Below are 25,833 nucleotides of genomic sequence, written 5' to 3'. Positions count from 1 at the left end.
CATGCTAATCGGGCCAGACAAACTAGCTGAACTAGCCTGCCTGGCCCGACTGTTGGAAGTCACGCAGAAACCAACTTATCGCGTGCCACCTAACCTCATTGTGAGCGATACGCCCACATGTCTACGAGGCACATTCCTTAAGTCAAACCCTTTGTCATAGACCATATAGCGATACTTGGGGGTGCCATTTGCCAAAACATCATTGCAAAACAGGCGCAAAGTGGCCATGTCTTTGCAGAGCATCCAGCGCAAACTCATGTCTAATTGGGCATGAGCCGGCAATTCCCAAACCCCTTGTTGCGTTTTGGTTTGCCCGAAAGCGTCTACCGACAAAGTGATATTGGGCTTGCTGCAGAGTGTGGCAACACCCGTGAATTTAGCCTCGCCATGAATGATACGACTGTTCACCGGCACTTCCCACAGCGTAGGTTCGTACTTATCTCGCGTCCACGCGCCGCCCAAAGTGAGGCAAGTGTAGAGCCACGAGCCAAACTGATGTGGCATAACGGCTTGCAACCCCACTTGCTGATGGCGGTCGATATTCTTGTTGCTCAAGATAACACACCTTAGAAAAACATCGGGATAAAGCTGTTGCATGACATGTCCCGAGGCACGATTGTACCATGCCCTAAACTGGAAACCACCCTTCGTGACATACGAAAGCTGCGCCTGATAATGCAGCGAAGGCATTAACGACATAGTGCGAAGCGTGTACAAGTATCCACCATTGTCGGGTTGCGAGATGCCGTTCATGTCTGAATAGTGAGGATAAGCGCGACTTCCACTCACGGCCAACGACAAAACGTTGCCTTCGCAGGGTGTGTAGCTGATGCTGAAAGTGGGTAGCACGCGCCATTGCGTAATGATTATGCGGTGATAGTAATCGGCAGACACAGACATTTCTGCCGATAGTTTCTCGCCAAATCGTTTGCTCACGCCTACATAAGCCGTAGTGAAATGCTCCTCAGGATAATTCCATTCCACGTTGTATCCCAGCACATGACGTCGCTGATGGTGCACCGAGTTATGTTTCACCTTCTTAAACCATGCACCATAGTTGATGGTCCAGCCATTGTTCAATTCGTGTTCACCTGCTATATAGGCACGCCATAGGTCTGTTCGAAGGCTATCTGTCACCAAGAAATCTTCACGCGATAGCGTGGGAAGCCAAGGATTGTAATCAGGATATCGTGAAAAGGGATTAACATAATCCATCAATACGTGCCTTTCGGGTGCACGATAGAAGGCTGCCTCTACACCAAGTCTGACGCCAAAAGGCATCGAATAGTCTATCCTCGCGTTGTGCAGCCACGCCTTTACTTTACCATCGGCAGACCCAAAGTGCGAATCCGTGTTGCTAACGCTTAGGTCGTTGTTGGTGTTAAAGCCCTGATAAGTGGCCGTCAACGTATGGCGCTCGCCAAGGGTATAGGTGCCGACAAGTCGGTAGCTATGCTTGCTGGTTGCGGCTAGGCGCTCTTGCGTGTTGGTAATCGGTCCGCCACTAGGCGAAAGCACTTCAGGTATATCCGTTCGTAAGGCATCGAGAACCCTGCCGTGCGTGTGCAGATAGCTCAGGTCGAGCGAAAAAGGCCCTTTGCGATAAGTGCCCGAAACCCTTTCGCCAAACAATGTGCGATGCCTTAACGACATGTCGCCACCCACTTCGGCCGTAAAGGGTGCGCTTTCGGCATCTCCGCGCTTAAAGGTTAGGGCGATTAGCGGTGCATTGGCTTGCATGCGCGCAGCAGGGTTGTACACAATTTCCACCCGTTCGATGCCACTTGCGGGCATGGCACGTAGCAATTCTTGCAGCTGATCGTAGGCCACGTTCTGCGTTTTGCCGTTTATGGCCACGGCAATGGTTCGTCCGCCGAGCATGTAAACGCCATTTTGCACGGTTATTCCTGGCAATGCACCAATGGCATCGTAAACGTTTTCCACGCCTTTTTGTGCCACGAGTCGTGGTAAGTCGTAGCTAACAGCGTTGCCCAAGCGCTGTTCTTCAGGTTGCTCTTGCGACATTGGCGCAGCCAAAGCGGTGCTTAGCACAAGGGCGAAAAGTGCTGTAAATGTTTTTCTTCTCATATCTGTCTATATCAGGTGTTGGTTTGTTGGGACGTATCTGCGTAAGCATAAGGCGCCTCGACATTTTTTTCGTTTCGTGTTTAACTCCTGCAAATTTATCAAAAAATCGGTTTCGAACCAAGGTTTTATAAGAGAAAGTTGGCGACTAACTACCTAGTTTTTCCACACATACGCGTTACGCCGATCCTTTCAAGCATATTTTCTGCCTTTAAGTTTATTGACATTCAACCGTGTTTTCGTCCTATCATTGTCGGAAATTAGCCTGAAACAGAAACTCTCCGTTGCAAAATCGCATCAAGAATAAAATAACATCAAAAACATTTGGCTTTCTCTTTTTAATATCGTAGTTTTGTGTTATTCTCACCATTTCACGTTCATCTTCGCTCAAAAGTTCAGTCTGCGGAGCTTTTGAAATGCCAAATAATGGAAAAATAGCATTTGTCATGCAGTCTTTTGACCTTGGTTCACTCCTCTTTTAATAAGGAATAGACATTTTCTTGTTAAGAAATATATGATAGATATAGACGCTTGCAAAAAGGGAGACAAAGAAGCCCTTGGTGAACTATATTCGGCGTATGCTCCCAAACTACAGAGCGTATGCCGCAGCTATGTTAAGGACCAAAGCGTGGCAGAAGACATTCTACACGACGCATTCATCATCATCTTCACATCCATTGGCGAACTGAAAGAGAACCGTAAATTGGAAGGATGGATGGTAACCATTGTGAAAAACCTCTCGTTAAAGCACCTCCGGCACATGCAGAAACACAACTCTTCGCTGTCGAACCTAAACAGAGAAGTGGCGGACGAAACGTTGGAAAACATACAAGGTGTGGAATTAGACGTGCTATTAGCCACTATCGACGCCCTCCCAAAAGGCAACCGAGAGGTGTTTAAGCTGTCGGTCTTGGATGGGCTTTCTCATAAGGAGATAGGCCAGATGCTTGGAATTAACCCGCACAGCTCGTCTTCACAACTCTTCAGGGCAAAGAAGATGCTACGGGCAATGCTGGCTAATTATTGGGGTTTGCTGCTGTTACCACTTCTCATTCCTATATATATATATATGGTGACAAGGCAAAAGGCAGGCCGATTGACCACATTAAAGCCAAGAGCAACGAAACAACGGCAAGCCACCCCACAAAAAACAAAAGCCGAAAACATGAAGCTCAAGGCCAACCAACCTGCATATTCCACCCCATCGACAACTGCGCACAACGTTGGTGAGGCCCAATTGACACAAGCGGCTGCTCACAACGGCAGGTATCACCTTCAAAACAGAACTAATAGCACAAAGCCTGCAAAAATCACCTTACCGCTCGACGCAGATACGATACAAAGCCAACTGGCCGTAACAGGCAACCCAAAAGACACGCTACCACCTTCACTTCCAACAACTGTAATAAACAAGGAAATTGCCTTGAACGAGCAAATAGCCCACGCCACCAAGCCCAAGAAGAAATACCCTTGGACTTTCAGCCTTGGGTACTCGTCTAATGCAGGTGCAAATGGCGCATTATCAAGCCAGAACTACCTCTCTATGATCGACTATGCCAATGGTGGAGCCACTGCAAAACTCTACACTTGGGAAGACTATGAGAATTATCTCACAAGGAACAAGGCACTTATGGACTCTGTTGAAAGTGCAAAACTTGCTTGGATTGTAAACAATAATATCGACGCACCCACGGGAAAAGACGGTACAGGCTTAGGCGAAAAGGCCAATCACCATCGCCCCATTACATTGGGCATCTCACTCAACAAGCAACTAAGTCCACGCTGGGCGTTTGGCACAGGGCTAACCTACACACGCCTAAAATCGGAGTTTGAAAGCAAATATCTTGGTGCCACACTGAATAAGACGCAAAAGGTAGACTACCTTGGCATACCCTTACGCCTTACCTACCGCCTTTGGGCTAATGGCCGTTTCAATGCCTACACAACCGGTGGCGTAACGTTCGAGTTGCCCGTTTATAGCTCGCTCGCTAAGAAATACACCGTAACAGCGGACTCATCGTACACCCTACACGAGAGCATTAAGGTGCATAGCCAATGGTCGGTTAATCTTGGCGTAGGCGTGCAGTATCGCCTGTTCAAGCCATTCAGTATCTATTTAGAGCCCAACATGTTCTATTACTTCGGCAATGGAAGCGGTATCGAGACCTATCGCACCGAACATCCGTTCATCATAACCGTACCATTCGGTTTGCGCCTAACGTGGTAGACCATAGAAAAAGCAGATAACAAAAATCTCCATCAAGCGTGCAGTATTTTCAAGTATCCTCACTCTTTATGGTAGATGCGGCCTAAAAACCGCCTCTTTACATCGTGTATATCTTATCAATATAATTCTAAACCGCATTCATTATGAAAAAATTATTATCTATCTTATCTATTCTCGCTCTTTCGTTTGCGAGCATAAGTTGCAGTAGTGACGAGAAAACACAGTCTGAAGAAACAGACATCAAGCCCGAACTGTATGCAATTGGTACAACTCCCGTCAACCGTTCTGTCATTTCCAAACAGTATCTGTTCACACTCGACAACATCAAAAACTTCAATTCGAAAACAAGAGAGATGGTGTTCGTTAACTTTGAGCCGAACAGCTCCTTGTTCCCCATTTACCAAAGAATAGAAATATGTACGCCCAACAAAGTATTGCTTCATATCACTACGTTTGTATCCGAAGTCAACAGCCAACTGTTTACCGACCTGTCTTTGGTCTCTGAGAACGGCAAATTTTATCTGAGCGACTGTTATCCGCGACATATAGAAAACAATAGCGACTATGCGAGAGAAAACGAAGCGATAAAAGAGGCTAAACAAAAGCGTGCCGCCGAATGGGAAGAGTTTCTCTCTGTACTTAAAAAGCATGGTAAACTAATTGAAGAGTAAACATTAGGACCAGTTAATGGAAAGGAAAAGTATATATGAAAAAAGTGTTTTTTAGCCTGATATGCCTTGTAGGGCTATCGGCATGTTCCACAGAAAACGCGGTAGTTGGCTCGTTAAAGACTTACGATGTTACAAATTCGTCATGCAAAAGAGAGGTTACTATGACCGATTTGCAAAGCAATCCGCGCGAGGATGATAGGAATAAGCTAACGAAACTCAGTATTGAGCTAGGTAAAGACGGCGTTGCCCAATGCAAAGTAGAAGACGTAAGAGACAATTGCGCAATACGAGAACGAGTGGTGAATGTTAGTAACGAAGGCAATCAAATTACTCTAGTTGTTCATCACAAGCAACCTTTTGAGCTGTTGGCCGACTGCGAATGCTGGTATGATGTTGACTTCAAGATGGGCAAAATTTCCCAAGGAAATTATCACCTGAAAGTGTATTATGCAGGAAGCGTTGTTAAATGCGATAACAAACTCCTCGTATACGATGGGGAAATAAATCTTGCACAGGGTAAGGTAACACAAGTTACACTAAAGAGGGGCATTCTGTTGCCTGTAGATTAAGTATCTTATTCAAGACTCCCCCTATGTCTTTTGCAAAGACTATTATCTTAGGCGGGTTCTATCATTTACTTTTAATGGATCATTAATTCTATACCCATTGACTCTTTTTGAAAACGTATAGTGAACTATGCGATTAAGAAACCAATCAACGAAACAACATAGAACAAAGCCATAAAAGGACCTGATAGGACTCACCTACTTACATTCGTCTGTCTTCTTCACATCCTTCAATTCATGTTTATTGTCCGTACCTGTGCTGGCAATAAACAAAATCTACGATAATGGCTTGTCCAACGTGTTGAACACATATTTGCATTAACTGCCTTTATCACAAAGAACGATTAGCACCAAAACAACTATTGAAAGACGACAGATAAGGTTTAGAGTTACGTTCTTTCATCTCCTAACTTGTTTCCACTAAGCTGGAACCCTGTTCCATCTTATCTGGAACAATGTTCCATATCAACTGGAACAGGAGTCCAACTTACATGGAACACGAGTCCCGATGATGCGAACCACGCCAAGAAGAATTATATATCATTACAAGGGCTAAAGCCTTGCTTGTTGTTATTTTTATTTTTACCTTTGTATTGTTGTGATGATGTTTCCCTAAACCACATCATATCACGCTTATACGTCCGGCATTGCCTACGGGAAAACAGCTTACTGAACCCTATGACTGGCCTTTTTCACAAGGGCCAACGAAAAGAATGCGTGTGCCATAAAATGGCAACCGAAGTTCCTGAGGCTGTGGGTTTCCTTGTTTGCGAACCGTTTAGCCTTCGCGTTCTCTCGCAAGCTATAAGTTCGTTGGCCTTTAACGTGCGACGACGTAGATAAAATTCATAAAATCTAGAACTTAACATCTCATAGATTTAATATAACAAATTATCATTATGGCAACAGATATTTCAACATGGCTGATGCCCGAAATAAAGGCAGAAGGTTTGCAGCAAGAGAATGGTATTTTCTTGTATATGAATAATGACTTTGTGGGTGGAGATAACCATAAGTACATGAAGATGTACGATTGGATGTCGTATGTGTACGATTTTGGAGAGAAATGGATAGGACGGCTTAAATTTGGCAGGGGACTTGAGCAGATGCGCACCGAACTAATGAGTCGTTTGGAGTGGCGAAACAATATCTCCGTGCTATACGTATCTATTGGTACAGGGGCCGACTTGCGTTGTCTGCCACAGGGTATCGACCTTAAAACGTTAGAGATGGTTGGTGCAGACATCTCGATGGGCATGCTCAAGAGGTGCAAAAAGAAATGGGAGAAGAAAACAAACTTAACGCTTGTGCAATGTCCTGCCGAAGAACTGCCGTTTGCGGATAACTCTTTCGACATCGTTTTTCATAATGGGGCCATCAACTTCTTTAACGATAAGGCTCGCGCAATGAACGAGATGCTGAGGGTTGCGAAACCTGGAAGCAAGATTCTTGTTGCCGACGAGACTGCCGACTTTGTGGAATCGCAGTATAAGAAAAGCGTCTTTTCAAAGTCGTATTTCAAGGGTAAGACGGTAGACCTTCACGAGATTGAGCAGTGTATTCCGCCTGCGGCCGAAGAAAAGCAAACAGAGCTATTTTGGAATAATCAGTTTTATGGCATCACGTTTAGGAAGGCTCATGCGGGTTAACACATAAACAGCTTCGTAATGATTACGGGTTAGGGATAACAAACAACTCATAAGGGCCTGTGTACATGTTAGTGGCGTTGAGCCAATCACCGCGTAGCGGTTGATCATTTGGGGACGAAAAACCATTCAACAACTTTATTTAAACATAACTATTAGCGGCTAGCATCGCATTATCTACCGCGTAGCTGTTGGCCATTTGGGGACGAATGCCATGCCACAGCTTGATTTAAACATGTCTATTAGCAACTAGTATCGCATTATCTACCGCGTAGCGGTTGGTCATTTATGGAAGAACGCCATGCCACAGCTTGTTTTAAACATGGCTATTAGCGGCTAGTTTTGCGCTAACTACCGCGTAGCGGTTGACCTTTTAGTGTCTTCTTGCATCTTGATTTTACGTAAAACATATCGTGTTCCATCCCAATCTCACTTTATTATATATGGGTTTGGGAGAACAATAAACTTACAACAATCCATGCACATGTTAGCGGCGTTGCGCTAACTACCGCGTAGCGGTTGGTCTTTTGGTAGGGCAGGGTTGGGAGAGAAGCGACCTACCCTGTCTAAATGGCGCATATAACCACACAAGGCCGTAGGTCTTGGTCTTTTTTCTCATTGGTTAGTTTGTATGGGAGTGCTGGCTATTGTGGGTGTAATCAGGCATATTTTAAGAGGGAATGGCATCAATAAAGAGGCATAATAATAGGGCGACGAGGAGAGCGTTGTGTGCATTCTTCACCAAAACAAGCGTGATAAACGGAAACAGACCAATACCTACGGCATTGTTTACTCTCGCCGCAGCCTAGGCAGGGTAGGTCGCTTTGGCTCCCAACCCTGCCCTACCAAAAGGCCAACCGCTACGCGGTAGATGGTATAACAGTATCTCCTTGCTTCTTTCTCTTGCGTAAAATGAATGGTATCTCGTTTAAATTTTGCTTATTATATAGGAGTTTGGGAGCACAAAAAACTTACAACAATCCATGCACATGTTAGTGATGGTGCGCCATCCTACCGCATAGCGATTGGTGAAATAGCCATTCGCTTTTGATCTAATCTTACTCAAAAAGCATCGCATGCTTATCCCGGATGCACGTAAAACTTGTAAAAAATCGGCATCCACACCTCTTATTACGAGATGCGAACGCCGATTTTAGGATGTTTTCTATTAAAATTCTACTGTCTTGAAGATGTTTTTTGCACCTTAGCTTAGCTTACCCTCGTGTACAATGGCTTGTACAACGATTTCGCGTTTAACAGCGTTGTTGAGCACCTTAGTGGCAACGGCCGAAACATCGGCAGGTGTTAGGGTGCTGAAAACGGGGTCGACAGCTGCACTTTCTTCGGGCGTTATGGTCTCGCCCGTTTGTGCATATACGCCCAATGTGGCCATCCACAGCATGGGATTGGTACCCATGTCGGGCGAGGCAGGTGTCTGTTCGTCTACGGCCAGAGGCACAATGGCTGCCTTAAACTCGTCGGCCGAGAACTTGCCAAGGCGTACATCGTCGAGCAAAGCATTGACTTTGTCTAACGCCGTGGCAACAGATGCGCGCGCGGTAGAAAGGTGTATGCTGAGCGTCTCGGTGGTTTCGGGTTCAGAAACATAGTCGGCCTTCACACCAACGGTGTAAGTAAGGTGTTGTTTCTCGCGTAACTCGTCGAAATACTTGGCCTCCAAGATGGCTCGCATTACCTGAAACGCAGCCCGTTCTTTGTCGGTTAGGCGCAAGTTGTTGGCAAACGACAGTTCTATCTCGGCCAAATCGCCCTGCATTTCGACGTTGAACGTGCGCTTGATGAGCGGTTCTTTCGATGCAAAGTTCATGGCCGTAGGTGCTGGCAACGTTTGTTTGGGATCGCCTTTAATCGATGCCAGATAAGTTGTTACCAACTTTTTAGCCTGCGGTTCGGCCAAATCGCCAACGATGAAGTAGGTGTAGCGCGCTGCATTGCCAAAGTGGGCGAAGAACTGTTTGGGAAGTTCTTCAAACTGCATACGGTCGAAGAAGGCCTCATCTTGTTCGGGGTTGGCCTCCGATGGCGGGAAGAGCAGTCGGCGAATAGAGTCTTGCGCGGCTTCCATTCCTTCGAGCGAGCGGTTGGCGTAGAGATACTTGCTGCGCTGAACGTACTTAGAGAAGACGTTGGGCGAGAAGTCGTGGCGCGACAAGATGAGATTGAGGTAACCGAAGAAGTTATCGGCTTGCGCAACGGGCATACTGCCCGAGAGGTCGTCGGAGTAGTCGCCTGGCGACATGCTAAGGTCTATATCCTTGCCTTGCAGCCACGAAGCCAACTGGTTGCGGTTATATCCACCCACACCCGTTTGCATCAGCTGATTGCGCATGGCCGTGTAGTTAGCCAGCTGTTGGGGCGTAACGGCAGCGCGTCCACCAGGAGCCGTAGCCGAGAAGAATAGCATACCCTTGGCTTGCGGCAGGTACTTGTAGATTACGCGTGCGCCATTAGATAGTTTCCATTCTTTAGCGGCAAGCTTAGATATGGGCTTCTCGCTTACAATCTTTCCTGCAACGATGTGCTTGAGGTCAAGACTGGTCAGCGTATTGTCTGGTCTAGCCTCCAAGACTGGGTTCTCATTACGTTTTAACGATGCGAGGAAGGCGTCTTGCGATAGGCCTAACTCGTTGGGTTTACGTTCGTAGGTGATGAAAGCCAAGTTGTTTTGGTCGAGCAATTTGGCTACCCAGCTGTTAAAATCTTCCACGTCTTGCTCTACCAGCACTTCAATATTGCGCTGAATTTGCTCACGGAAGTCGTTGATAGGTGTTCCATAAAGGAAGTTTTGCTTCATCAAATTGAACACGTTATCGGGTGTTCCCAGCCCCTTAGCTTCCAATGCGTCTTTCATTCCTTGGTACATCTCGCTCTTCTGGGCTTCGAATTCTTCTTTCGAAAAGCCGCTATGAGCGATTGCCCCTCTTATGGCAAGCAGCTGTTCCATGGCCTGTTGGGCATTATTGGCATAGGGAACAACGTCCCATGCCATTTGCGCAAAGCCGCGCACAAGAGGCGAAAGGCTTACCGAAGCAGCAATGAAGGTTTCTGCATCGGCGTTTTTCAGACGAGCAAAACTGCGCGGTGCCAAGGTGTTGAATATGCGCGTGAAAAGGAAATTACGCGTTGCCTCGTCAGAATTGGGATTGTTAGGCAGGCGCACACGTTGGTAAAGACCAAACGAGAGGCTCTTGTTCTCCTTGTCTACAAACTGCATGAACAGCGGTTGAGCATTGTCGCCGATTTTACGGAGTTCGATATCGCTGGGCGTTGCTTTTTTGGGGAGCGACGAGAGGGTGGCTTTGAGGGTGCGTTCAGCTTGATCTAGGTTTACATCACCTATGACGGCCACGAACTGCAAGTGCGGTCTGTACCACGTATCATAGAACGCGCGCACATCTTTGGGCGTGAAGGAGCGTAGGCGAGCTTCGTTGCCAATGACGTTGCGTTGTGCGTATCGCGAGTTGGGATACATCACACGCGCCGTGCTATCGGTGATACGGCGGTCTATACCTTCACGTCTGCGCCACTCTTCGAGGATAATTCCACGTTCTTTCTCAACGTCGGCGGGCTGTATCTTGATGCCATGACACCAGTCTTTGAGCAACAAGTACATCTTCGCCATCAGTTGCGTGTTGGCCGTGGGCACATTGTGCACGGCATAGCGCGTTTCATCCACACCCGTAAAAGCCTCGAAATCGGTAAGGCCATTGGCTTTAAGAAAAGCCATAACGCCACCAGGGAAGTTATCGGTGGCATTAAACGCCAAGTGCTCTAAGGCGTGGGCCAAACCCGTTTGGTTGTCGGCTTCGTTCACTGCCCCCACGTTTTGGAAGAGGTAGAACTGTGCTTCACCTGGCGTTGAGCCATCGTTATATATATAATAGGTAAGACCGTTGGGCAGCTTACCCGTTCTTAGCACCTCGTTTTGTGCATAAGCCTGCTGCGCAAAAACGAAGGCGACGAGGCACAACATGGCCGTACGCATACGTTGCGCTAGGTTGAAGAGCGTTGTGTTCATACGGGATTTACTTTTCTAGCAGTTCCAATGTGGCCAGCTTATGCTTGATGGCGTTCTGCACCATAGCCTGCGGCATCTCCATGTTTTGCATTCTGAGCGACTCGGCATAGCCTTGGTTGTAGCATTCGCGTGCCTTAGCGTAGTTCTTCAGCTCACGATACGAGTCGCCAATCATCACGAGATAGTTTACGCGTTCCATCACAGCCTCTTCGGCTTTCAATGCTTGTTCCACCCATTCGATGGCTTGCTTGTGGTCGTCGGCCGTTAGCTTTTTGCCCGCAGCATTGTAAAGGTCTTGTGCGGCCTTACCGTAATCGGCAGGCGCAACCTTATCGCCCATCTTTTGCAAGAGGGTTTTCATGTCGCGAATGTAGCCTTTCACGTCCTTATTCTTATAAAGATTGTAGAGCGCATCGTAGTAAAGCTTTGCCCTTTCGTAGGCGGGCAGCGTGGGCAGAGCAGCAACTTCGTATGCCTTAGCATACTCGTTCTTTATCTTCTCTACGTATTGCTTGTACTTGTCACTACCTTCTTTCACCAGTTCTTCAGCCCAAGCGTCGTTAGACATCACCACATAGTAGGCTGCGGGAGCACCAATGGCCGCCTTCCACGCATCTAGGTTCTGGTTGATAAAGTCTACCATCTCTTGCTTATGTGCCTTGTCGTCGTTGCCTTCAAGGTTGTAGATGATGGCATAGTCGTCTTTGTTGATGAGTTTCGGACCTTTCTTGGCGGCGATATAGCCCTTATAGAGCTTTTGTATGCGCACAACCCACTTGTCGGCTTCCATTCCTTCTTGCGCAGCAAGGAAGTTCGGGGCCTTCATCAGCATCTGTTGTTGCACCTCAAGGTCGTTGGGGTTCTTCTTATAAGCCTCGTATAGCTGTTCGAAACTTACGCCTTCGCCTGCCACAATCTTGGCAGCTTCAAGCAAATCTTCTTTTCCGAGGGCGCCAACGTTCACTCCGATGGTTTTCCCATCAGGTGCAATAAAAGCCACTGTGGGGTAAGCCTCCACCTTATATTGCTTAGCAATCTCCTTGTTTTCGGGTTTCTCGGCATCAATTTGCAAGCTGATGAAGCGCGAGTTGAAGTATTCGCCCACCTCGGGGAGCGTGAAAACCTCCTTCGCCATACGCTTACATGGCACGCACCATGTGGCATAGAAGTCCACAAAGAGCGGTTTATTTTGCTTTTTGGCCTCAGCCAAGGCTTCGTTAAACGAACCCTTGAAGAACGTTATTCCTTGTTCGCCCTGTGCCTTGCATAGCAGGGCAAACAGCAGGAGCGGCAATAATATCAATCGTTTCATATCTTTATGGGTTTTGTTGTTCTGGTTCGGGTTCATCTTGTCCTACAATGATGGTGTATGCATCATTAATAATTTGCGAATGTCCCTCGTTATATACTCTTAGCGAAAGTGTGTAGCGCCCACTGGTTGGCAGTTCGGCCACACCTTCTTGCATCAATACAATCATGCCTCCATCTACTTTCAGCAATCCCTTTTGGGCTAAAGCCTTGAACTTTTCGGCATCTCCGCCTTCGGTGGCTTTAACATCCGATAGTTCGAAGTTAATGGGATTGGTACCTGCTACGCCCTGAATGCGATACGACACCCATGGCAGATGGTCTGCATAGCGCGGGGTGCTAGCATGTGGATTGTGGTACACGTTGAGCGTGTCGGGGCTGAACGATGCACCCTCAGTTCGTAGAAATCCAACGGGCATGGTGTTGCACGCAGCCACTGCCATTGTGATAAGCGCAACAACAAAGAGCGTGCTGCCCAAGTTATATATCTTCTTCATGTGTTAAAAGTCTCTTAATCTGAAATCATAATCCATTGAATGCACCACGCCAGTGAGCGTTTGTATGTTGCTCGATGCCACGGCACTCTCTTTACTTGTGTCTAACGAGGTGACGTAAATCCGCTTAGGACCTGCACCTGGCACACCGCTGTATGTGTCGCGGAAGGTGTACACCCAGAATTGCTTACCAGATGCCATCTCGAAAGTTTCTCCACCTGTGCCAATCGTTACATTGGGGTCGCTGCTTTTTCGTCCTTCCTTAAAGTCGTCGAGCAGTTTTCGCTTGGTAAGTAGGCCGTTAAGCACGAATGCCTTACAGTCGTCAACAGGTATCTCGTCAACGGTTTTCATACCGTTTTCGAAGAGATAGGCGCGTATGGAGTTGCTGGTAGCGCCAAAATAGGTAATGTCTTTACCGTAAGAGCTGGTTCCTTTGAACACATCTTCTAGTCCGGCGCGCGTTATCATCTCTTGTAACAGCTTCCAATTGTAGGGGGCTTTGCTGAAATACTCCCACATCGTGCAGTTGTGGTTGCCGTTTGCTTCGCCCGAATCTTCGAAGTTATATTGCGTGCAACTCACCGATATAAGTGTCAGCAAGCATGCCGCAGCGAAAAATTTAATGCGTTTCATTTTCTTTCTTTCTGTTTGGACCGCCCTTTAACTTGTTGTCATGGCGGTCGCGGTTAGGAAATGTTGCTTGTTACATCGCTTATTCGTATCGTTGCCAATACGTTTTTTGCCTGATAAGCTTGTTAATGGGGTTTCCGTTCTTATCCGTCTTGGCGTCGGTAGGCAGTGGTAGCCCCAAAGCTCCTCCACGTATGTCGCTCAAAGTAAGGGTGGTGAACTTGCCTGTTAGCTCTTCCTTAATATAGTTGTTGCGAATGATGTCGGCGTAACGCGCATCGTTCTCGGCGATAAACTCGCGTTCGCGTTCGCGGAAGATAGCTTTACGCAATCCCTTGGTATCGTTAGCCGAGGGGTAAGTGGCGGCTGCTGCACGATTACGGATAACGTTAAGGTCGGCAATAGCTTGCGCATCATTACCCAACTTGGCCGCACATTCAGCGCGAAGTAGGTAGAAGTCAGCCAATCGCCAGTACACATAGTCGGCATTTATCGAACGATATAGCTTACCCGTTGACGTATTCTTATCGGGGTCCAGAACCGCCGTGCGGAACTTATAAGGTATTGCGTAGTTTCGGCCAGCAACTGTGTGATTCGTATCAAACTTGTAGAAGAAAGCCTTGCGGCGCAAGTCGCCTGCGTCAGGGTACAACTTGCTGATGGTTTCCTTGTAGAGTTTGAACTTCGGACGGTCAGCGATGTCGGGCAGTGTTTGGGTCTCGTCTACCGGCCAACTTACAAACGCCTCTGCCACTCTGTTTGGTGAGAAAGTCTGAGCCGAGCGTGCTTTGTCGTAGAACAAACTGAATATCGTCTCGGGATTTGTCTTTTCGGGCGCGGAGAGATATTGGCAAAGCTCCTCAGGCGTGCTACAAAGGCTGTAATCGCCCACCTTCTTGTCTATCAACATAGTGGAATACTCCATCGACTTGGTGTAAGCGGCTTGTGCGTCGCCCTCCAATTTCATCAGTTCGATGATACTCCCTTTCCATGCATAGAGATGTGCCAGCAATGCAGCGCATGTTCCTTTCGATGCCGTTTGCCTGTTGGTAATGGGCGTTCCATCCATCTTACGCAATTTGTCGTAGGTGGGCAGCATGTTGAAAGCCTTCGTTGCGTGATCGATGGCCGTTTCTATCACGTCCATTCGCGACGAAGTGGCGTATTCCTTAATCACTTGAGAGTTCTCGGTGATAACCGCGTCGTCGAAACGTTGCGCCAAAAGGAAGTAAGCAAAGCCCAATCCAAACTCCGCTTGCCCCACATAGTGGTTGCGACGGTCGTCTGCAAGGTTCTTTGTTCGGTGAATATTATCCAGTATGACGTTAGACGCAAACACAATGTCGTAGAGTTCTTTCCACGATTCGTTTTGCGCAATAACCTGTCTGGGGTTCCATCGGCGTATCTCCATCCCATATTGTAGCGTGTCGGCAAACATACCAACGGTGGTAAACGTGGTATTGTTGGGTACGTAGATATTGATAAAGTATTCTATAGAGGTAGTGGCAGCGTTCACTCCGGCCTCGTTATCAAACGAACTGCCATAAGTTTGCGCATTCTCTGGCATAATGTCTAGGTTGCAAGACGTTAGAGTGCATGCCAAGAGCAGTGTTGCTATGCTTATTTTTCTCATCTTTCTAGAATTTCACGTTGATACCAAGTGTCAGTTTACGATTTAGCGGATATTGCGATCCGTCGTCCTTACCCGTATATGGGTCGATAACTTCGGGATCCAATCCAGAGTAGTTGGTGAGCATGAAGAGGTTCTCACCAGAGAGATAAACATTAACGCTCTTGATGAACTTGCTCTTAAACCACGTTGCGGGAAGTGTGTAGCCCAACACCAGCTGCTTCAATCTAAGGAAGCTAATGTTCTCGATGTTCGAGTCTACATTGCCGTCAAAGTGTCCCAGATAGCCAGGATCAGCAAACTCTAAGGCTGGTTTAGTGGCGTTGGGGTTATCTTTACTCCAATACTCGTTGGCTCTGAAATGACCCATCAGGGGGTTAACGGTCTTATTAAAGGAGAATGCACTGTTTTGAACCATGTTCATTACCTTGCGTCCAAGCACGTAGCTGAAAAGAACGTCTACGTTAAAGCCTTTCCAATCCAAGTGTCCATTGATACCGCCGTAGGCAGTTGGTAAGGTGCTTCCTGCATAGTACAGGTCGCTGTTGTCTATCTTACCATCCATATTTTGGTCCTTAATCTTTCTTCCGCCAACGCGCAAGGGATAGTTAGGATTGCCAAAGTAGAGCGGCAAGCGTGCGCCAGTCTGACTGTAATGGTAAGGTATTTCGCTTTCGTCTTTCACTATTCCCTCGTCTTGGAAGGTGTAGATACCGTATACGGGTCTGCCCAACACTTTGTCGTTGAGGTCTTCGCCGTTGTGTGTCTTGCGGAAAAGGTTGCGGTTGTGCGACACATTGAGGCCAACGCTCAGGTTAAGGTCCTTGCTACGGATAAGATCGGCTTGCATCTCGAACTCAATACCTTCATTTGATATAGCCGAAATGTTGTCCCAAACCTTGTCTGTATAGAAGAAGTTACCCGGCAAGTATTTTTGCATAAGCAAGTTGCTTGAATACTTATAATAGTAGTCGAGCTTGAATTTCAGTCTATAATCCAACACTTGCAGGTCCAGACCCAAATCGTATTGGTCGCTCTTTTCCCACGTCAGGTGCGGGTTACTCATTTGCGCGGGAATCAATCCTGCATTACCATCAAACACGTCGGTTTCTGACAATACGCCCAACGCCAAGTAAGGCTCTTGGAACTTCTGACCAGAACGTCCCCACGAAGCACGCAGCTTGGCAAAGCTAAGCCACCAAAGCTTCTTCATGAAACGTTCTTCGCTGAACGCCCAACCCAAACCCACTGAGGGGAAAGTACCCCAACGAACGTTGCTACCGAATACGGAAGAACCGTCGCGGCGAACAGAAAACTCGCCCAAATACTTCTTTTTGTAGCCATAAGCGGTACGTCCAAGGAAACTGAGCATGGCCTGATCTTCCTTATTCGAGTCGAAACTTCTCGCAGGTTTAGCCTCTCCGCTAATGTCTTTGAGCAGTGAAGGCCATCCCTCACCAACGTATTTCACTTGGTTGGTGGGTCCACCCTTAGCCCATCCGCCGATGGTTTGCATCAAATCGTAGTTATAAGTAACACCTGCCATCAACTCCAACTTATGCTCTTGAGGCAACGGCACATTGTATGTGGCAATGTTTTCGGTTTGGAGATTGGTCATCGCTGCGTTCGAACCACGCGCCTCAGACAGGTTGTCGTACATCAGGTAGCTGGGGCGGAAGATATAAATGCGTGTAAAGTAGTGGTCAATCGACGCAGTAGAGGTTATTCTCAAACCCTTTATGGGCGAATAGTTAAAGCCTCCGTTCAGTCGTAAGTTATAATTCGAATTTGTTTGGTCAACATCGCGCAGTTGTTTCACCGCCTCGCGCTCAGCCGTACTACCCTTACCAGGTAGAACACTGGGCGTTTGCTTGGGATCAAACGTAAGACCCTGCACACGGCCACCCGAACCTGCACTTTGGTTGGTATATGCCATGTTCAAACGAACAAAGACATCGAGTTTGGTAGAAAGCTTGAAGTCGAGATTTGTGAGCAAGCTGTATCGACGGAAGTTCGAGTTAATCATAATACCCGTTTCGTCGTACACGCCTGCATTGGCCATATAGCGCATGTTTTCAGTTCCACCAGCCAGTTGAACGTCGGCTTTGGTTACGCGTCCTAGTCTAAATCCGTACTTCCACCAGTTGGTTCGGTTGTTGTAGAAGGTGTTCAGCGAGTCTTGCATGATGGGACTAATCTTCCTGTCGCCAGTCATCACGTTTCCGTTTCGCCACAAGTAGTCCATACCACCATCAAGGTCGTCGCCCCATCCCCAAGTGTCGCCATAATCATTAGGCAGCACAATGCGGTCGGTTGCTGCGTCGTAGTGTGCCGTGCGGTATTTTTTCGCCAGCATCAGGGCGATATCTCGTTCGGCCTTACCAATGGTTTGTTTGGGCGTTGCGGGTAACCACGACATCGATTGCGATACGTTCACCTGTATTTCGTTGCGTCCAGCCTTACCTTTCTTTGTTGTAATAAGGATAACGCCATTACCTGCACGCGAGCCATAAAGCGATGCCGAGGCTGCGTCTTTCAGTACTTGCACACTCTCGATACTAGATGGGTCAAGACCAGCAAGGGCATTAATACCACCCATGTTTTGGGGATCGTTGGCCACGGGCACACCGTCTACCACGTAAAGTGGTGTTCCGTCGTTTACGCCCTGTTGGTTCAACGAGTTAAATCCACGTATGGTCACTTTCGAACCGCCACCACCTGGCGAACCAGATAGGTTGGTTACGTCTACACCGGCAATGCGTCCTTGCAGCAAGTTTTCAAGACTAGGCGAGGGAACCTTTTGCAAATCCTCTGCATTTACAGAGCCGATGGCTCCCACCTGTTCGCGAGTGTTACGCTTACCATAGGCAATAACAGATACTTCGCCCAGCATCTTTTCAGCCGAAGGCAGCAGTACGCTCAACTCACGACGTGCATCATACTTCACGGTCTTCGTGTCGAAGCCCACGCTCGATATGGTTACGTTGCCCTCTTGGTTGTCTACCTTCATGGTAAAGCGACCATCAAGGTCGGTGGTAGTCCCTTGGGTAGTACCCTTAATCTGAACGGTGGCAAACGAAACACCCTGTCCGTCCTTGTCTTTCACAAGTCCTTTAAGTGTAAATGCCGTTTCTTTGTGTTGTTCCATGCGGTAGACGTTGATCTTCTTCCCGTCTACATTGTAGGCGAAAGCAGTTTTAGCCAGCAAGCTTTGCACGGCTTGCAGGGCGTCTACGTTTTCAAAAGAGATAGTTACCGTCAAGGTGTCGTTACGCACATCGTCGGTGTAAGTTACTTCGTAGTCGCCTTGCCGCCCCACGAAATCGAGGATGCTGGCCAGCGGCTTGTCTTTAAACGATACCGAGATACGCTTACCCGTGGTCTGGGCAACGGCCTCGGCGGGCTGGAACACGGCCAAAGCCATTGTTCCTAAAAGCACTGCGAGTAGATAGCGTTTCAGATATACTGCCATACTATAAGTTTAAAAGAGTATTGATATTATGTGATACAGGTAAGATTTTACTTCAGATTACCGTTTTTGTGAATTGCAATGGCCATACAAACGGCCACATTGCACTGTTTCGTTTTTAACGGGGCAAATATAGTAAAAAAACTGCATAAAAATTATTTCAAGCTGATTTTCTTTTCGATTTTACTTTTTTTTCACTTCAAAAAGTGGGTCCTAGGTGAAGGATTAGGGGGTAAAGGCTGTCTGTTTAACACTAAGAACGATGGAAACATGCCGTAAAACAGGGTCGTGAAATGACATTATGACATTTCCCCATTCAACCGACATCACCTCAGAGAAATGTGTACGCCACGCCATAGACAAACCCTTCCAATAAGTTTTGGGGTTAAACGCCTGCAGCCACAATGTAGCAGTGCACAGAAAGCCAAAGCGTCGTATAACACCTTTTTTATAAACGCATCGCAATAGGCGAACAACACCTCCTAGACAGTAGGCTAAACGCCCCCTCGTACGTGCTGTGCAAGGGGGCGTTTGATATAGTGCTTAGACCGCTTTGGGTCTTTACTATTACTCCTTTACAGGTTATGGCAAAATCAGGTGAATCTGCACCTCTTTCTCTTTACCGTCTACGGCTGTTTCGTTAACTTGCGTGAGCCTGTACTTTATGTAAAGGAAGTTATCTTCTTTCCTAGCCGATATCACCTCAATCTGAGGTTCTTCCAGGTAAATGTCACGATACTCAGTCTTGCCGTTCGATGGAACCCAAGCCGTTACGGTGTAGTTCCCGTTCTCGCTTTTCACTTTTTCGGGGGACAAGTCTACATAATTGCCACCTCGTTTAACAGACATTTGCACAAGATTTATCCACGACTTCGTAGATATTGCCTTCACTTCTGCCGTTTTATCGCCATCGGGCTTACCCCTAAACTTCTTTCCAAAGAATTGGTTTACCTCTGTTTTACCAGCTATGGCCCACTCTTCATTCAGGTCGGATAGTGGTTTGAAGCCAGTAAGCGTCATCGTAAACTGGGCCAATTCGGTATCAGAACCATCTTTGGGCGTAAGTTTAATCGTCAGGTCGATGGTGTTATTGCCATCGCTCTTCTGCTTACCTGCGAAAAGCGGAGCAAACTTATCATCGTCATAATCAATCAAAGAACCATAGAATACGTCAAGATGCCTGTACACGCCACGCATATATAGCTTGCTCACATCATCGGCATCTACGGTAAATTGCTTGGCATAATAGGCATTCTTATCAATGGCAAGGCTCGGTGCGCCATTGTTGCCGTTACCCGTTTTGCCCTTAATGCCGTTGTAGGTGATGGTAAATGAGATGCGACCCGAATGGCTATTGTCGGCGATATACTTTACGTCACTAACGGTGGTCTTGGCCCAATCGTCGGCCGTAAAGGTGTAGCGACTGTTGCCATCGGGTGCTGACGACGTGAGATCGACATACTTGGCGAGATAAGCTGCGGTAAACTTGTCGGTCTTTTTCAAGCGATAGAGCGTGTCGAAGTCGAACTCCGCCAGGTAGTCTACGCCCTCTTTCCATTTTGCAACGGCACGCATAGCCATATCTTGGTCGCTTGGCTTCTGTGCGAATCCAGCGAAATCAACCTCCATTCCGAAAGGTTTCTTACCTACGTAGCCCGCAACTTTAAGCGTGAACGTACCCTTTGCCTCGTCGCGTTTCACCTCGGTCACACTCGTAACGTTTATCTCCTTGCCGTCGATGGTTTTCTTTCCAAGGTCGGCCTTTGCCTTTTCCAAGGCTTGCGATACGTTAAGCTGATTATTGAGGGCAAAATATTTCACGATGTCCGCGGCCTTCACCTCGGGCGTTTCTTCTTGTGTTGGCGGCTTTTGTGGTGTGGGGGTTAGTCCATCATCGCCTCCACAGGCAGCGAAAAACATGATTATGACTGCCGAAAAAAGAATTCTCTTCATTTGTTAATCCTGTATCTAATCCAAAACTGGTGTGCCTTTCTCCCTTCGTTTGACCCTTTGCGACAATGGCGCAGAGGTATCAAGCAAGCTTGGCACACAATAACTATGGCGCAAAGATAGTGAAAATAATCGAAATAAAGGCGCTTAGATAGTAGCTTTAACATAATGGGTGATGAATTTGAGTAGCATCACACCTACCATTTATAAGTCCTTAATATGGCTCTCAATACGTAAAACATAACCTGTCTCGTTGGAGAACCGTTCCATTCTTCCTGCTTGTGCACTCCTGAATAATGGGCGCATACTATTGGCGATGTAGGCTTTCTTATTTCGAAACGCCTTTGCCTCGTTTTCTTTCTCAAAGTGTTTGATAGTAGCGCGCAGCTGTTCTACGCCTTCTATAATCCATCTGGTGTCTCTTCCACTCCGTTTTTTCAGCTCAACAAAGGCAATAGTGTCATGATGAAAGAGACAACAATCGCATCGATTATCCATCTTCCCATCGGGCTTTCTTAGATCGATGCAATGGTCAATAGGTACAAAGCTAACCGCTTCTTGGCTTTCATTATGCACCACTGCAACCCATTTCTCACCATTGTCTTCGTCTAAGTACGCCTTACCTCCTGGTGGCGTAGGCGCGTCACACAGTCCAAATATCTTTCGTTTCGTGGTACAGATCTCCTCGGAAGGGAAAAAGTTGGTCATATTCTTTGTTCAATTTCAAGTAGAGAGGCGAATTTTTCATTACTTTCATCTAGATGCACGTTCAACAGGTTATCATCAGAGGGGATGCCTTTATATTGTTCTAGTGCATAGAAATAGTTGTCGTTTGCATCGTGTTGGTATATGGCAAGGTCGTTGGGGGCAACAGCTGCGTCCAAAGGATAGATTTCCTCTATTCGTTCAGCTATGTCCTCGTGAGCATTGTTCAACGTATGTGCCTTTACAGCCACGGCCAAATGATTAACCAAATAGGGGCTATGCGTGGTTATAATGAGTTTGTTTGCATCAAGCGCGTTATTAAACTGCAACAAGCTTTGTAGCAACAATACTTGCGAAGAAGGGTATAGGTTTTGTTCGGGCTCTTCAACAATGTTTACGAATGCCGCCTTATTAAACTTTGCCGCTAAAGTAGAGAGGGCTATTCGGCGTTGTTCGTCGGTGAGATCAACACCGTTCCAAATGCTAGCCACACTTTCTTGGAAACGCCTCACCTCCTCACCGCTCATACTATTGGACTGTTTCGCTTGCTTCGAAACAATGTCGGAAAGATGTTTCGACACAAGAAACAACGGCACAACAGATTGAAAACCGCTTGCCGACTCTTGTAGGCGCAGTTTATAGTCATCGCCTTTTATAGACAAAATATCACTCTGTTGGTCATAATCTAGCAAAGCACCATTTATGGGGAGTTCCAGTTCGTTGACCAAAATCCCCTTAGCCCTTTCGTATTCAGTTAAGAATTCAGATAACGAACCTGGCAAACCTTTTATCAAGCTGGGTTTGTTAATGGTGGATATAAGGCTTCTTTCAGCAGGGATATAGGCTATTTGAGGTAAAGGGTATTGCGTGGCATCAGCCATCTTTTCTATCACCAAATCACCTTCCTTCGTGTACTTCAAGCTATAAGCATCGCCTTCGTATTCTATTTCGGTTCTACCCGGCTTGAAATAGTTGGTCATTCGATGATAGCCACAATAGTCGTCCCTAAACTTCGAAGCCGTGAACACCTCTTTATTGAAGTCTCCACGGGCAAGCACTTTTTCCATCCAACAGCATAAGCTGATAAGTTTTGCGATAGTGCTTTTGCCACATCCCTGGTCACCGATAAACACCGTGACTTTCTTAACGTCGATCCACGCTTCGTTTTCGTTAGCTGGTGTGTGGATAGGGCCAAAGTTAGAGATTTTTATTCTGCTCATGCGCTTATATCGTTTTCTTTGTGTAGCAAGTCTGCGGCATTGTTGCTGGGCATAGCAGACCACTACATAATCATTTTGCAAAGATAGTTTTTTTATTTCAGTTACAACACATACCCACCCCATTTTATATCCTCGCCCACTCCTTATTATATATAGGGGCGTAGCAATGGGCCATTACGTGGGTGTGGCATACATGGATGATGTAGGGCATGGGGTTGGTTTCCTGCTAGCCCTTACTCGTGGGTTATAGAAATATTCTATATTAATATAGGCAAAAAAGTTTGTGCGTGATATGCAATATACCTATCTTTGCAATCGTAAGGATATAAGGATTTATACTCATTATTTAAATATAGAAAGGATTAAAGAAATGAACACATTGATGTATTTAGGACTAGACGAGAACAAAGTTCAACCCGTTGTTAAAGGATTGGCCCAACTGCTGGCCGACTTCCAAGTGTTTTATGCCAACCTGCGCGGTTTGCATTGGAACGTGAAAGGTAAGCGTTTCTTCTCTTTGCACGCCAAGTACGAAGAGCTTTACAACGACGCAGCCGAGAAGGTTGATGAGATTGCCGAACGCCTTTTGCAACTGGGCGCAACACCCGAGAATCGTTTTAGCGAGTATCTTAAAGTGGCAACGATAAAAGAAAGTGGCAACGAGCCCGAGGGAAAAGAGGGTCTTGAGACGGTGCTCGACAACCTTAGCAACCTCATCAAGCAAGAACGCGCCATCGCTAAGCTTGCAGCCGAGGCCGACGACGATGCTACGGTAGGACTGATGGACGGTTTCCTCGAAGGACAAGAGAAAAACGTATGGATGATTGTGGCCTTCTTAGACAAGAGCTACAAGAAGTAAGAACACGGCTAGAAATAGCCAGCCGCATACGCTTAGGCGTGGTTTTCCACCCTTACGTATAATCAGGTTAAAAACGACTGGCGGCGATTTCATCATGGGGTCGCCGCCTTTTTTTGGCCGATTGCCATGCGCTTGCATCCAGGGGCAAGGGCAAATATAAAACGGCAAACACCTTGGGAGACTATAGAGAGTTTACAACAAGACCCGCATATATGGGTTTCATTTAGCGAAAAGATTAAGTGTTGGCGTGGTGGTGTAGTGTTACACCGCCACGTTTTTGTTTATATGTTCTCGTTTAAGGGGGAAAAATAGCAAGTGTAATATTGTTGCCTACATGCTTACTCGTATCTGGATACAATGCATAAGCTAGCCTGTTGCCAACCAACGAACATGCCCTAAACATGGTAAAGTTGTGCAAGCGGAACGTCACAGCTATGCTGGAACCCGATTCCAGATAAGCTGGAACCTTGTTCCAGTTGATATGGAATCCTGTTCCAACTTATCTGGAACAGGGTTACATCTAAACGATAACGAAGCAGGAGTTAAAAGATGATGCTACCAGCGCTTAACAAACCGCCAGCAACCAGCCTTTAATAGCTGAACGAACTGCCACCAAGAAATTCGCGAAGCAATGATGTTGGGGGCAGCTGATGAAAGGGCATGGGGGCGAAATAGCGAAGGAACTTGCGCAAGCGATAAGCTTCGGAATACTCGGCGCTATTTTCGGGCACTTGTTCGAGCAAGGGCTCGGCCTGCGTCTTGATAATGGCCAACTCGAAAAGCATGGCCGTATTGAACATGGCATCTGCATGTTCCTGATAGGGGAATATCCATTTGGTTTCGCCCGCACGAACACTGGGCCAACGCTTGATGGTTTCGGCGGCCGAAACACCACGATACTTATGGTCGCGAACAATGCGCCGAAGCAGTCGGTTATCGGTGGTGGGTATGTAATTATGGTCGTCTAGCAAGATAGTTGTTAGGGCCGAGGCATACACCTTGTACTTCTGCGTATCGGGTATAAGGGCTGTGAGTTCGGGATTAAGGGCATGTATGCCTTCAACCACTAAGATGCTGTCTTCGGGTAGATGCAAACGCTTGCCGTTGGGCTCGCTTCTCCCCTCCACAAAGTTATATTTTGGCATCTGTACCTCTTCACCACGAAACAGCGCGGCAAGGTGTTTGTTAAGTAAGGGGATGTCTAGTGAATAGAGGCTTTCATAGTCGTATTCTCCACTTTCGTCTTTGGGCGTTTGTTCGCGGTTCACGAAATAGTCGTCTAACGATATTTGCACGGGCTTTATTCCGTTGGCTAGGAGCTGCACCGAGAGGCGTTTGCAGGTGGTGGTTTTACCCGACGACGAAGGGCCTGCTAAGAGAACCATGCGCACTTCGGGGCGTGCGGCAATCTCGTCGGCAATGCGCGCAATCTTCTTCTCTTGCAAAGCCTCGGACACATGCACAAGGTCGGCACTGAACCCATTGGTCACAGCCTTATTGAAATCGCCCACGGTGCGTATGCCCAATATGTGTTGCCAGCGGTGGTGCTCCTTAAATATGTCGAACATTTTATCTTGAGGCACCAGTTCGCCTAGCTTTGAGGGGTCGCTAGCTGAAGGAACACGTAGCAATAAGCCGTCGTAATAGGGTTCAAGACCAAAAAGGCGCAGTTCGCGCGTGTTGGTGAGCAACGACCCGTAGTAATAATCTACGTAACGATCGAGTTGATAATAAGTAGTGTAGAGCGTTCCCACGGTTTCGAGCAGACGCACTTTCGACTCGTCGCCCACCTTCTTAAACATGGCGATAGCAGCCTCGGTGGTTGTTTCGTGGCGCGAGATGGGCATGCGGGCAGCGATAATCTGTTGCATACGCTGGCGAATGTCGTCGGCGTCTTGTGGCGTTACGGGTCGCTGAATATCAAGATCCACGTAATAGCCATTGCTCACGGGAATGTCTATCACTACGCGGCTGTGGGGGTAAAGGTCGTGAACGGCCTTGCACAGCACGAAGAAAAGCGTGCGCGTATAGGCTCGGTGGGCCGAGGGCGAATGTAAGTCGAGAAACTCCACGTCTTTGTTGTGATACAGGCGATAGTGCATTCCCTCAATCTTATTGTTCACTTTGGCATTCACTGGCCCGTAAGGCATATCGAGTTTTAATTCGTGAAAAACATCATAAAGTGTGCTTCCGATTGCTACCTTTGCGGTTTTTTTATTATTTTTGCATCGGATTTGTATGAATTGTTTCATGCGTAGCGACGTTAAGAATTTAGTGAGCGTAAAGTTAAAGAATATATTTCAAAGTCACAACAAAAAGAGACCACATTAT

At 47.1% G+C, this 25,833-nt stretch carries 17 protein-coding genes; 5 read left to right on the top strand and 12 right to left on the bottom strand.

Annotation, left to right across the window (positions count from 1 at the left end; all coding sequences use genetic code 11):
• Window positions 1-75: 75 nt before the first annotated feature.
• Window positions 76-2,088: an outer membrane beta-barrel protein gene (locus tag F453_RS0105955; protein WP_033404176.1), complete on the bottom strand. Its 2,013-nt coding sequence runs from the start codon at window positions 2,086-2,088 to the stop codon at window positions 76-78.
• Window positions 2,089-2,332: 244 nt separating this feature from the next.
• Window positions 2,333-2,533: a hypothetical protein gene (locus F453_RS0105950; protein ID WP_018967203.1), complete on the bottom strand. Its 201-nt coding sequence runs from the start codon at window positions 2,531-2,533 to the stop codon at window positions 2,333-2,335.
• 66 nt (window positions 2,534-2,599) lie between these two features.
• Between F453_RS0105950 and F453_RS0105945 the strand changes: the two genes are divergently transcribed.
• The 4 genes from F453_RS0105945 (at window position 2,600) to F453_RS0105925 (ending at window position 7,198) form a co-directional block, all read left to right on the top strand.
• Entirely contained in the window at window positions 2,600-4,312 is a 1,713-nt protein-coding gene (locus F453_RS0105945) for a sigma-70 family RNA polymerase sigma factor (RefSeq protein WP_018967202.1), read from the top strand.
• Window positions 4,313-4,455: 143 nt separating this feature from the next.
• Window positions 4,456-4,983 carry a hypothetical protein gene (locus tag F453_RS0105940; RefSeq protein WP_018967201.1) on the top strand — a complete coding sequence of 176 codons (528 nt, stop codon included), beginning with the start codon at window positions 4,456-4,458 and terminating at the stop codon, window positions 4,981-4,983.
• Window positions 4,984-5,018: 35 nt separating this feature from the next.
• Window positions 5,019-5,552, top strand: a complete 534-nt coding sequence (locus tag F453_RS0105935; RefSeq protein ID WP_025789877.1) for a hypothetical protein — start codon at window positions 5,019-5,021, stop codon at window positions 5,550-5,552.
• 896 nt (window positions 5,553-6,448) lie between these two features.
• A complete protein-coding gene (locus F453_RS0105925; RefSeq protein ID WP_018967198.1) occupies window positions 6,449-7,198 on the top strand; it encodes a class I SAM-dependent methyltransferase in 750 nt (249 codons plus the stop codon).
• 1,201 nt (window positions 7,199-8,399) lie between these two features.
• On the opposite strand, the gene F453_RS0105920 is transcribed toward F453_RS0105925, so the two are convergent.
• The 9 genes from F453_RS0105920 to F453_RS0105870 all read right to left on the bottom strand — a co-directional run bounded on the left by F453_RS0105920 (window position 8,400) and on the right by F453_RS0105870 (window position 22,643).
• Window positions 8,400-11,234: a M16 family metallopeptidase gene (locus F453_RS0105920; protein ID WP_018967197.1), complete on the bottom strand. Its 2,835-nt coding sequence runs from the start codon at window positions 11,232-11,234 to the stop codon at window positions 8,400-8,402.
• 7 nt (window positions 11,235-11,241) lie between these two features.
• Window positions 11,242-12,546, bottom strand: a complete 1,305-nt coding sequence (locus F453_RS0105915) for a thioredoxin fold domain-containing protein (RefSeq protein WP_026292482.1) — start codon at window positions 12,544-12,546, stop codon at window positions 11,242-11,244.
• A 4-nt stretch (window positions 12,547-12,550) separates the two neighbouring features.
• Window positions 12,551-13,039 (bottom strand): hypothetical protein, encoded by a 489-nt coding sequence (locus F453_RS0105910; RefSeq protein WP_018967195.1) that lies wholly within the window; start codon window positions 13,037-13,039, stop codon window positions 12,551-12,553.
• 3 nt (window positions 13,040-13,042) lie between these two features.
• A complete protein-coding gene (locus F453_RS0105905) occupies window positions 13,043-13,672 on the bottom strand; it encodes a hypothetical protein (RefSeq protein ID WP_018967194.1) in 630 nt (209 codons plus the stop codon).
• 79 nt (window positions 13,673-13,751) lie between these two features.
• On the bottom strand, window positions 13,752-15,302 hold the full coding sequence (locus F453_RS0105900; RefSeq protein ID WP_025789876.1) for a RagB/SusD family nutrient uptake outer membrane protein: 1,551 nt from the start codon (window positions 15,300-15,302) through the stop codon (window positions 13,752-13,754).
• A gap of 4 nt (window positions 15,303-15,306) precedes the next feature.
• Window positions 15,307-18,771: a SusC/RagA family TonB-linked outer membrane protein gene (locus F453_RS0105895; RefSeq protein ID WP_018967192.1), complete on the bottom strand. Its 3,465-nt coding sequence runs from the start codon at window positions 18,769-18,771 to the stop codon at window positions 15,307-15,309.
• Window positions 18,772-19,350: 579 nt separating this feature from the next.
• The gene (locus F453_RS0105885) at window positions 19,351-20,721 is read right to left on the bottom strand and encodes a hypothetical protein (RefSeq protein ID WP_025789875.1); all 1,371 of its coding nucleotides are present in this window, start codon (window positions 20,719-20,721) and stop codon (window positions 19,351-19,353) included.
• A 201-nt stretch (window positions 20,722-20,922) separates the two neighbouring features.
• The gene (locus tag F453_RS0105875) at window positions 20,923-21,426 is read right to left on the bottom strand and encodes a hypothetical protein (protein WP_018967189.1); all 504 of its coding nucleotides are present in this window, start codon (window positions 21,424-21,426) and stop codon (window positions 20,923-20,925) included.
• Window positions 21,423-22,643, bottom strand: coding sequence for an AAA family ATPase (locus tag F453_RS0105870; RefSeq protein WP_018967188.1), 1,221 nt, complete (start codon window positions 22,641-22,643; stop codon window positions 21,423-21,425). The genes F453_RS0105875 and F453_RS0105870 overlap by 4 nt, the downstream gene beginning before the upstream one ends.
• A 370-nt stretch (window positions 22,644-23,013) precedes the next feature.
• Between F453_RS0105870 and F453_RS0105865 the strand changes: the two genes are divergently transcribed.
• Window positions 23,014-23,502: a Dps family protein gene (locus F453_RS0105865; protein WP_018967187.1), complete on the top strand. Its 489-nt coding sequence runs from the start codon at window positions 23,014-23,016 to the stop codon at window positions 23,500-23,502.
• Window positions 23,503-24,092: 590 nt separating this feature from the next.
• Here the strand turns inward: F453_RS0105865 and F453_RS0105860 are convergent.
• Window positions 24,093-25,754: a nucleoside kinase gene (locus F453_RS0105860; protein ID WP_018967186.1), complete on the bottom strand. Its 1,662-nt coding sequence runs from the start codon at window positions 25,752-25,754 to the stop codon at window positions 24,093-24,095.
• Between the last annotated feature and the right edge of the window lie 79 nt (window positions 25,755-25,833).

Source organism: Hoylesella loescheii DSM 19665 = JCM 12249 = ATCC 15930 (genome assembly GCF_000378085.1).
GTDB lineage: Bacteria > Bacteroidota > Bacteroidia > Bacteroidales > Bacteroidaceae > Prevotella > Prevotella loescheii.
This window is presented reverse-complemented; position numbering and strand designations above follow the sequence as displayed.

Coding starts and splice junctions, on each gene's coding strand:
- F453_RS0105915 (WP_026292482.1), bottom strand. CDS start 12,546: ATGAAACGATTGATATTATTGCCGCTCCTGCTGTTTGCCCTGCTATGC.
- F453_RS0105940 (WP_018967201.1), top strand. CDS start 4,456: ATGAAAAAATTATTATCTATCTTATCTATTCTCGCTCTTTCGTTTGCG.
- F453_RS0105955 (WP_033404176.1), bottom strand. CDS start 2,088: ATGAGAAGAAAAACATTTACAGCACTTTTCGCCCTTGTGCTAAGCACC.
- F453_RS0105900 (WP_025789876.1), bottom strand. CDS start 15,302: ATGAGAAAAATAAGCATAGCAACACTGCTCTTGGCATGCACTCTAACG.
- F453_RS0105870 (WP_018967188.1), bottom strand. CDS start 22,643: ATGAGCAGAATAAAAATCTCTAACTTTGGCCCTATCCACACACCAGCT.
- F453_RS0105910 (WP_018967195.1), bottom strand. CDS start 13,039: ATGAAGAAGATATATAACTTGGGCAGCACGCTCTTTGTTGTTGCGCTT.
- F453_RS0105875 (WP_018967189.1), bottom strand. CDS start 21,426: ATGACCAACTTTTTCCCTTCCGAGGAGATCTGTACCACGAAACGAAAG.
- F453_RS0105885 (WP_025789875.1), bottom strand. CDS start 20,721: ATGAAGAGAATTCTTTTTTCGGCAGTCATAATCATGTTTTTCGCTGCC.
- F453_RS0105925 (WP_018967198.1), top strand. CDS start 6,449: ATGGCAACAGATATTTCAACATGGCTGATGCCCGAAATAAAGGCAGAA.
- F453_RS0105945 (WP_018967202.1), top strand. CDS start 2,600: ATGATAGATATAGACGCTTGCAAAAAGGGAGACAAAGAAGCCCTTGGT.
- F453_RS0105935 (WP_025789877.1), top strand. CDS start 5,019: ATGAAAAAAGTGTTTTTTAGCCTGATATGCCTTGTAGGGCTATCGGCA.
- F453_RS0105895 (WP_018967192.1), bottom strand. CDS start 18,771: ATGGCAGTATATCTGAAACGCTATCTACTCGCAGTGCTTTTAGGAACA.
- F453_RS0105920 (WP_018967197.1), bottom strand. CDS start 11,234: ATGAACACAACGCTCTTCAACCTAGCGCAACGTATGCGTACGGCCATG.
- F453_RS0105865 (WP_018967187.1), top strand. CDS start 23,014: ATGAACACATTGATGTATTTAGGACTAGACGAGAACAAAGTTCAACCC.
- F453_RS0105860 (WP_018967186.1), bottom strand. CDS start 25,754: ATGAAACAATTCATACAAATCCGATGCAAAAATAATAAAAAAACCGCA.
- F453_RS0105950 (WP_018967203.1), bottom strand. CDS start 2,533: ATGACAAATGCTATTTTTCCATTATTTGGCATTTCAAAAGCTCCGCAG.
- F453_RS0105905 (WP_018967194.1), bottom strand. CDS start 13,672: ATGAAACGCATTAAATTTTTCGCTGCGGCATGCTTGCTGACACTTATA.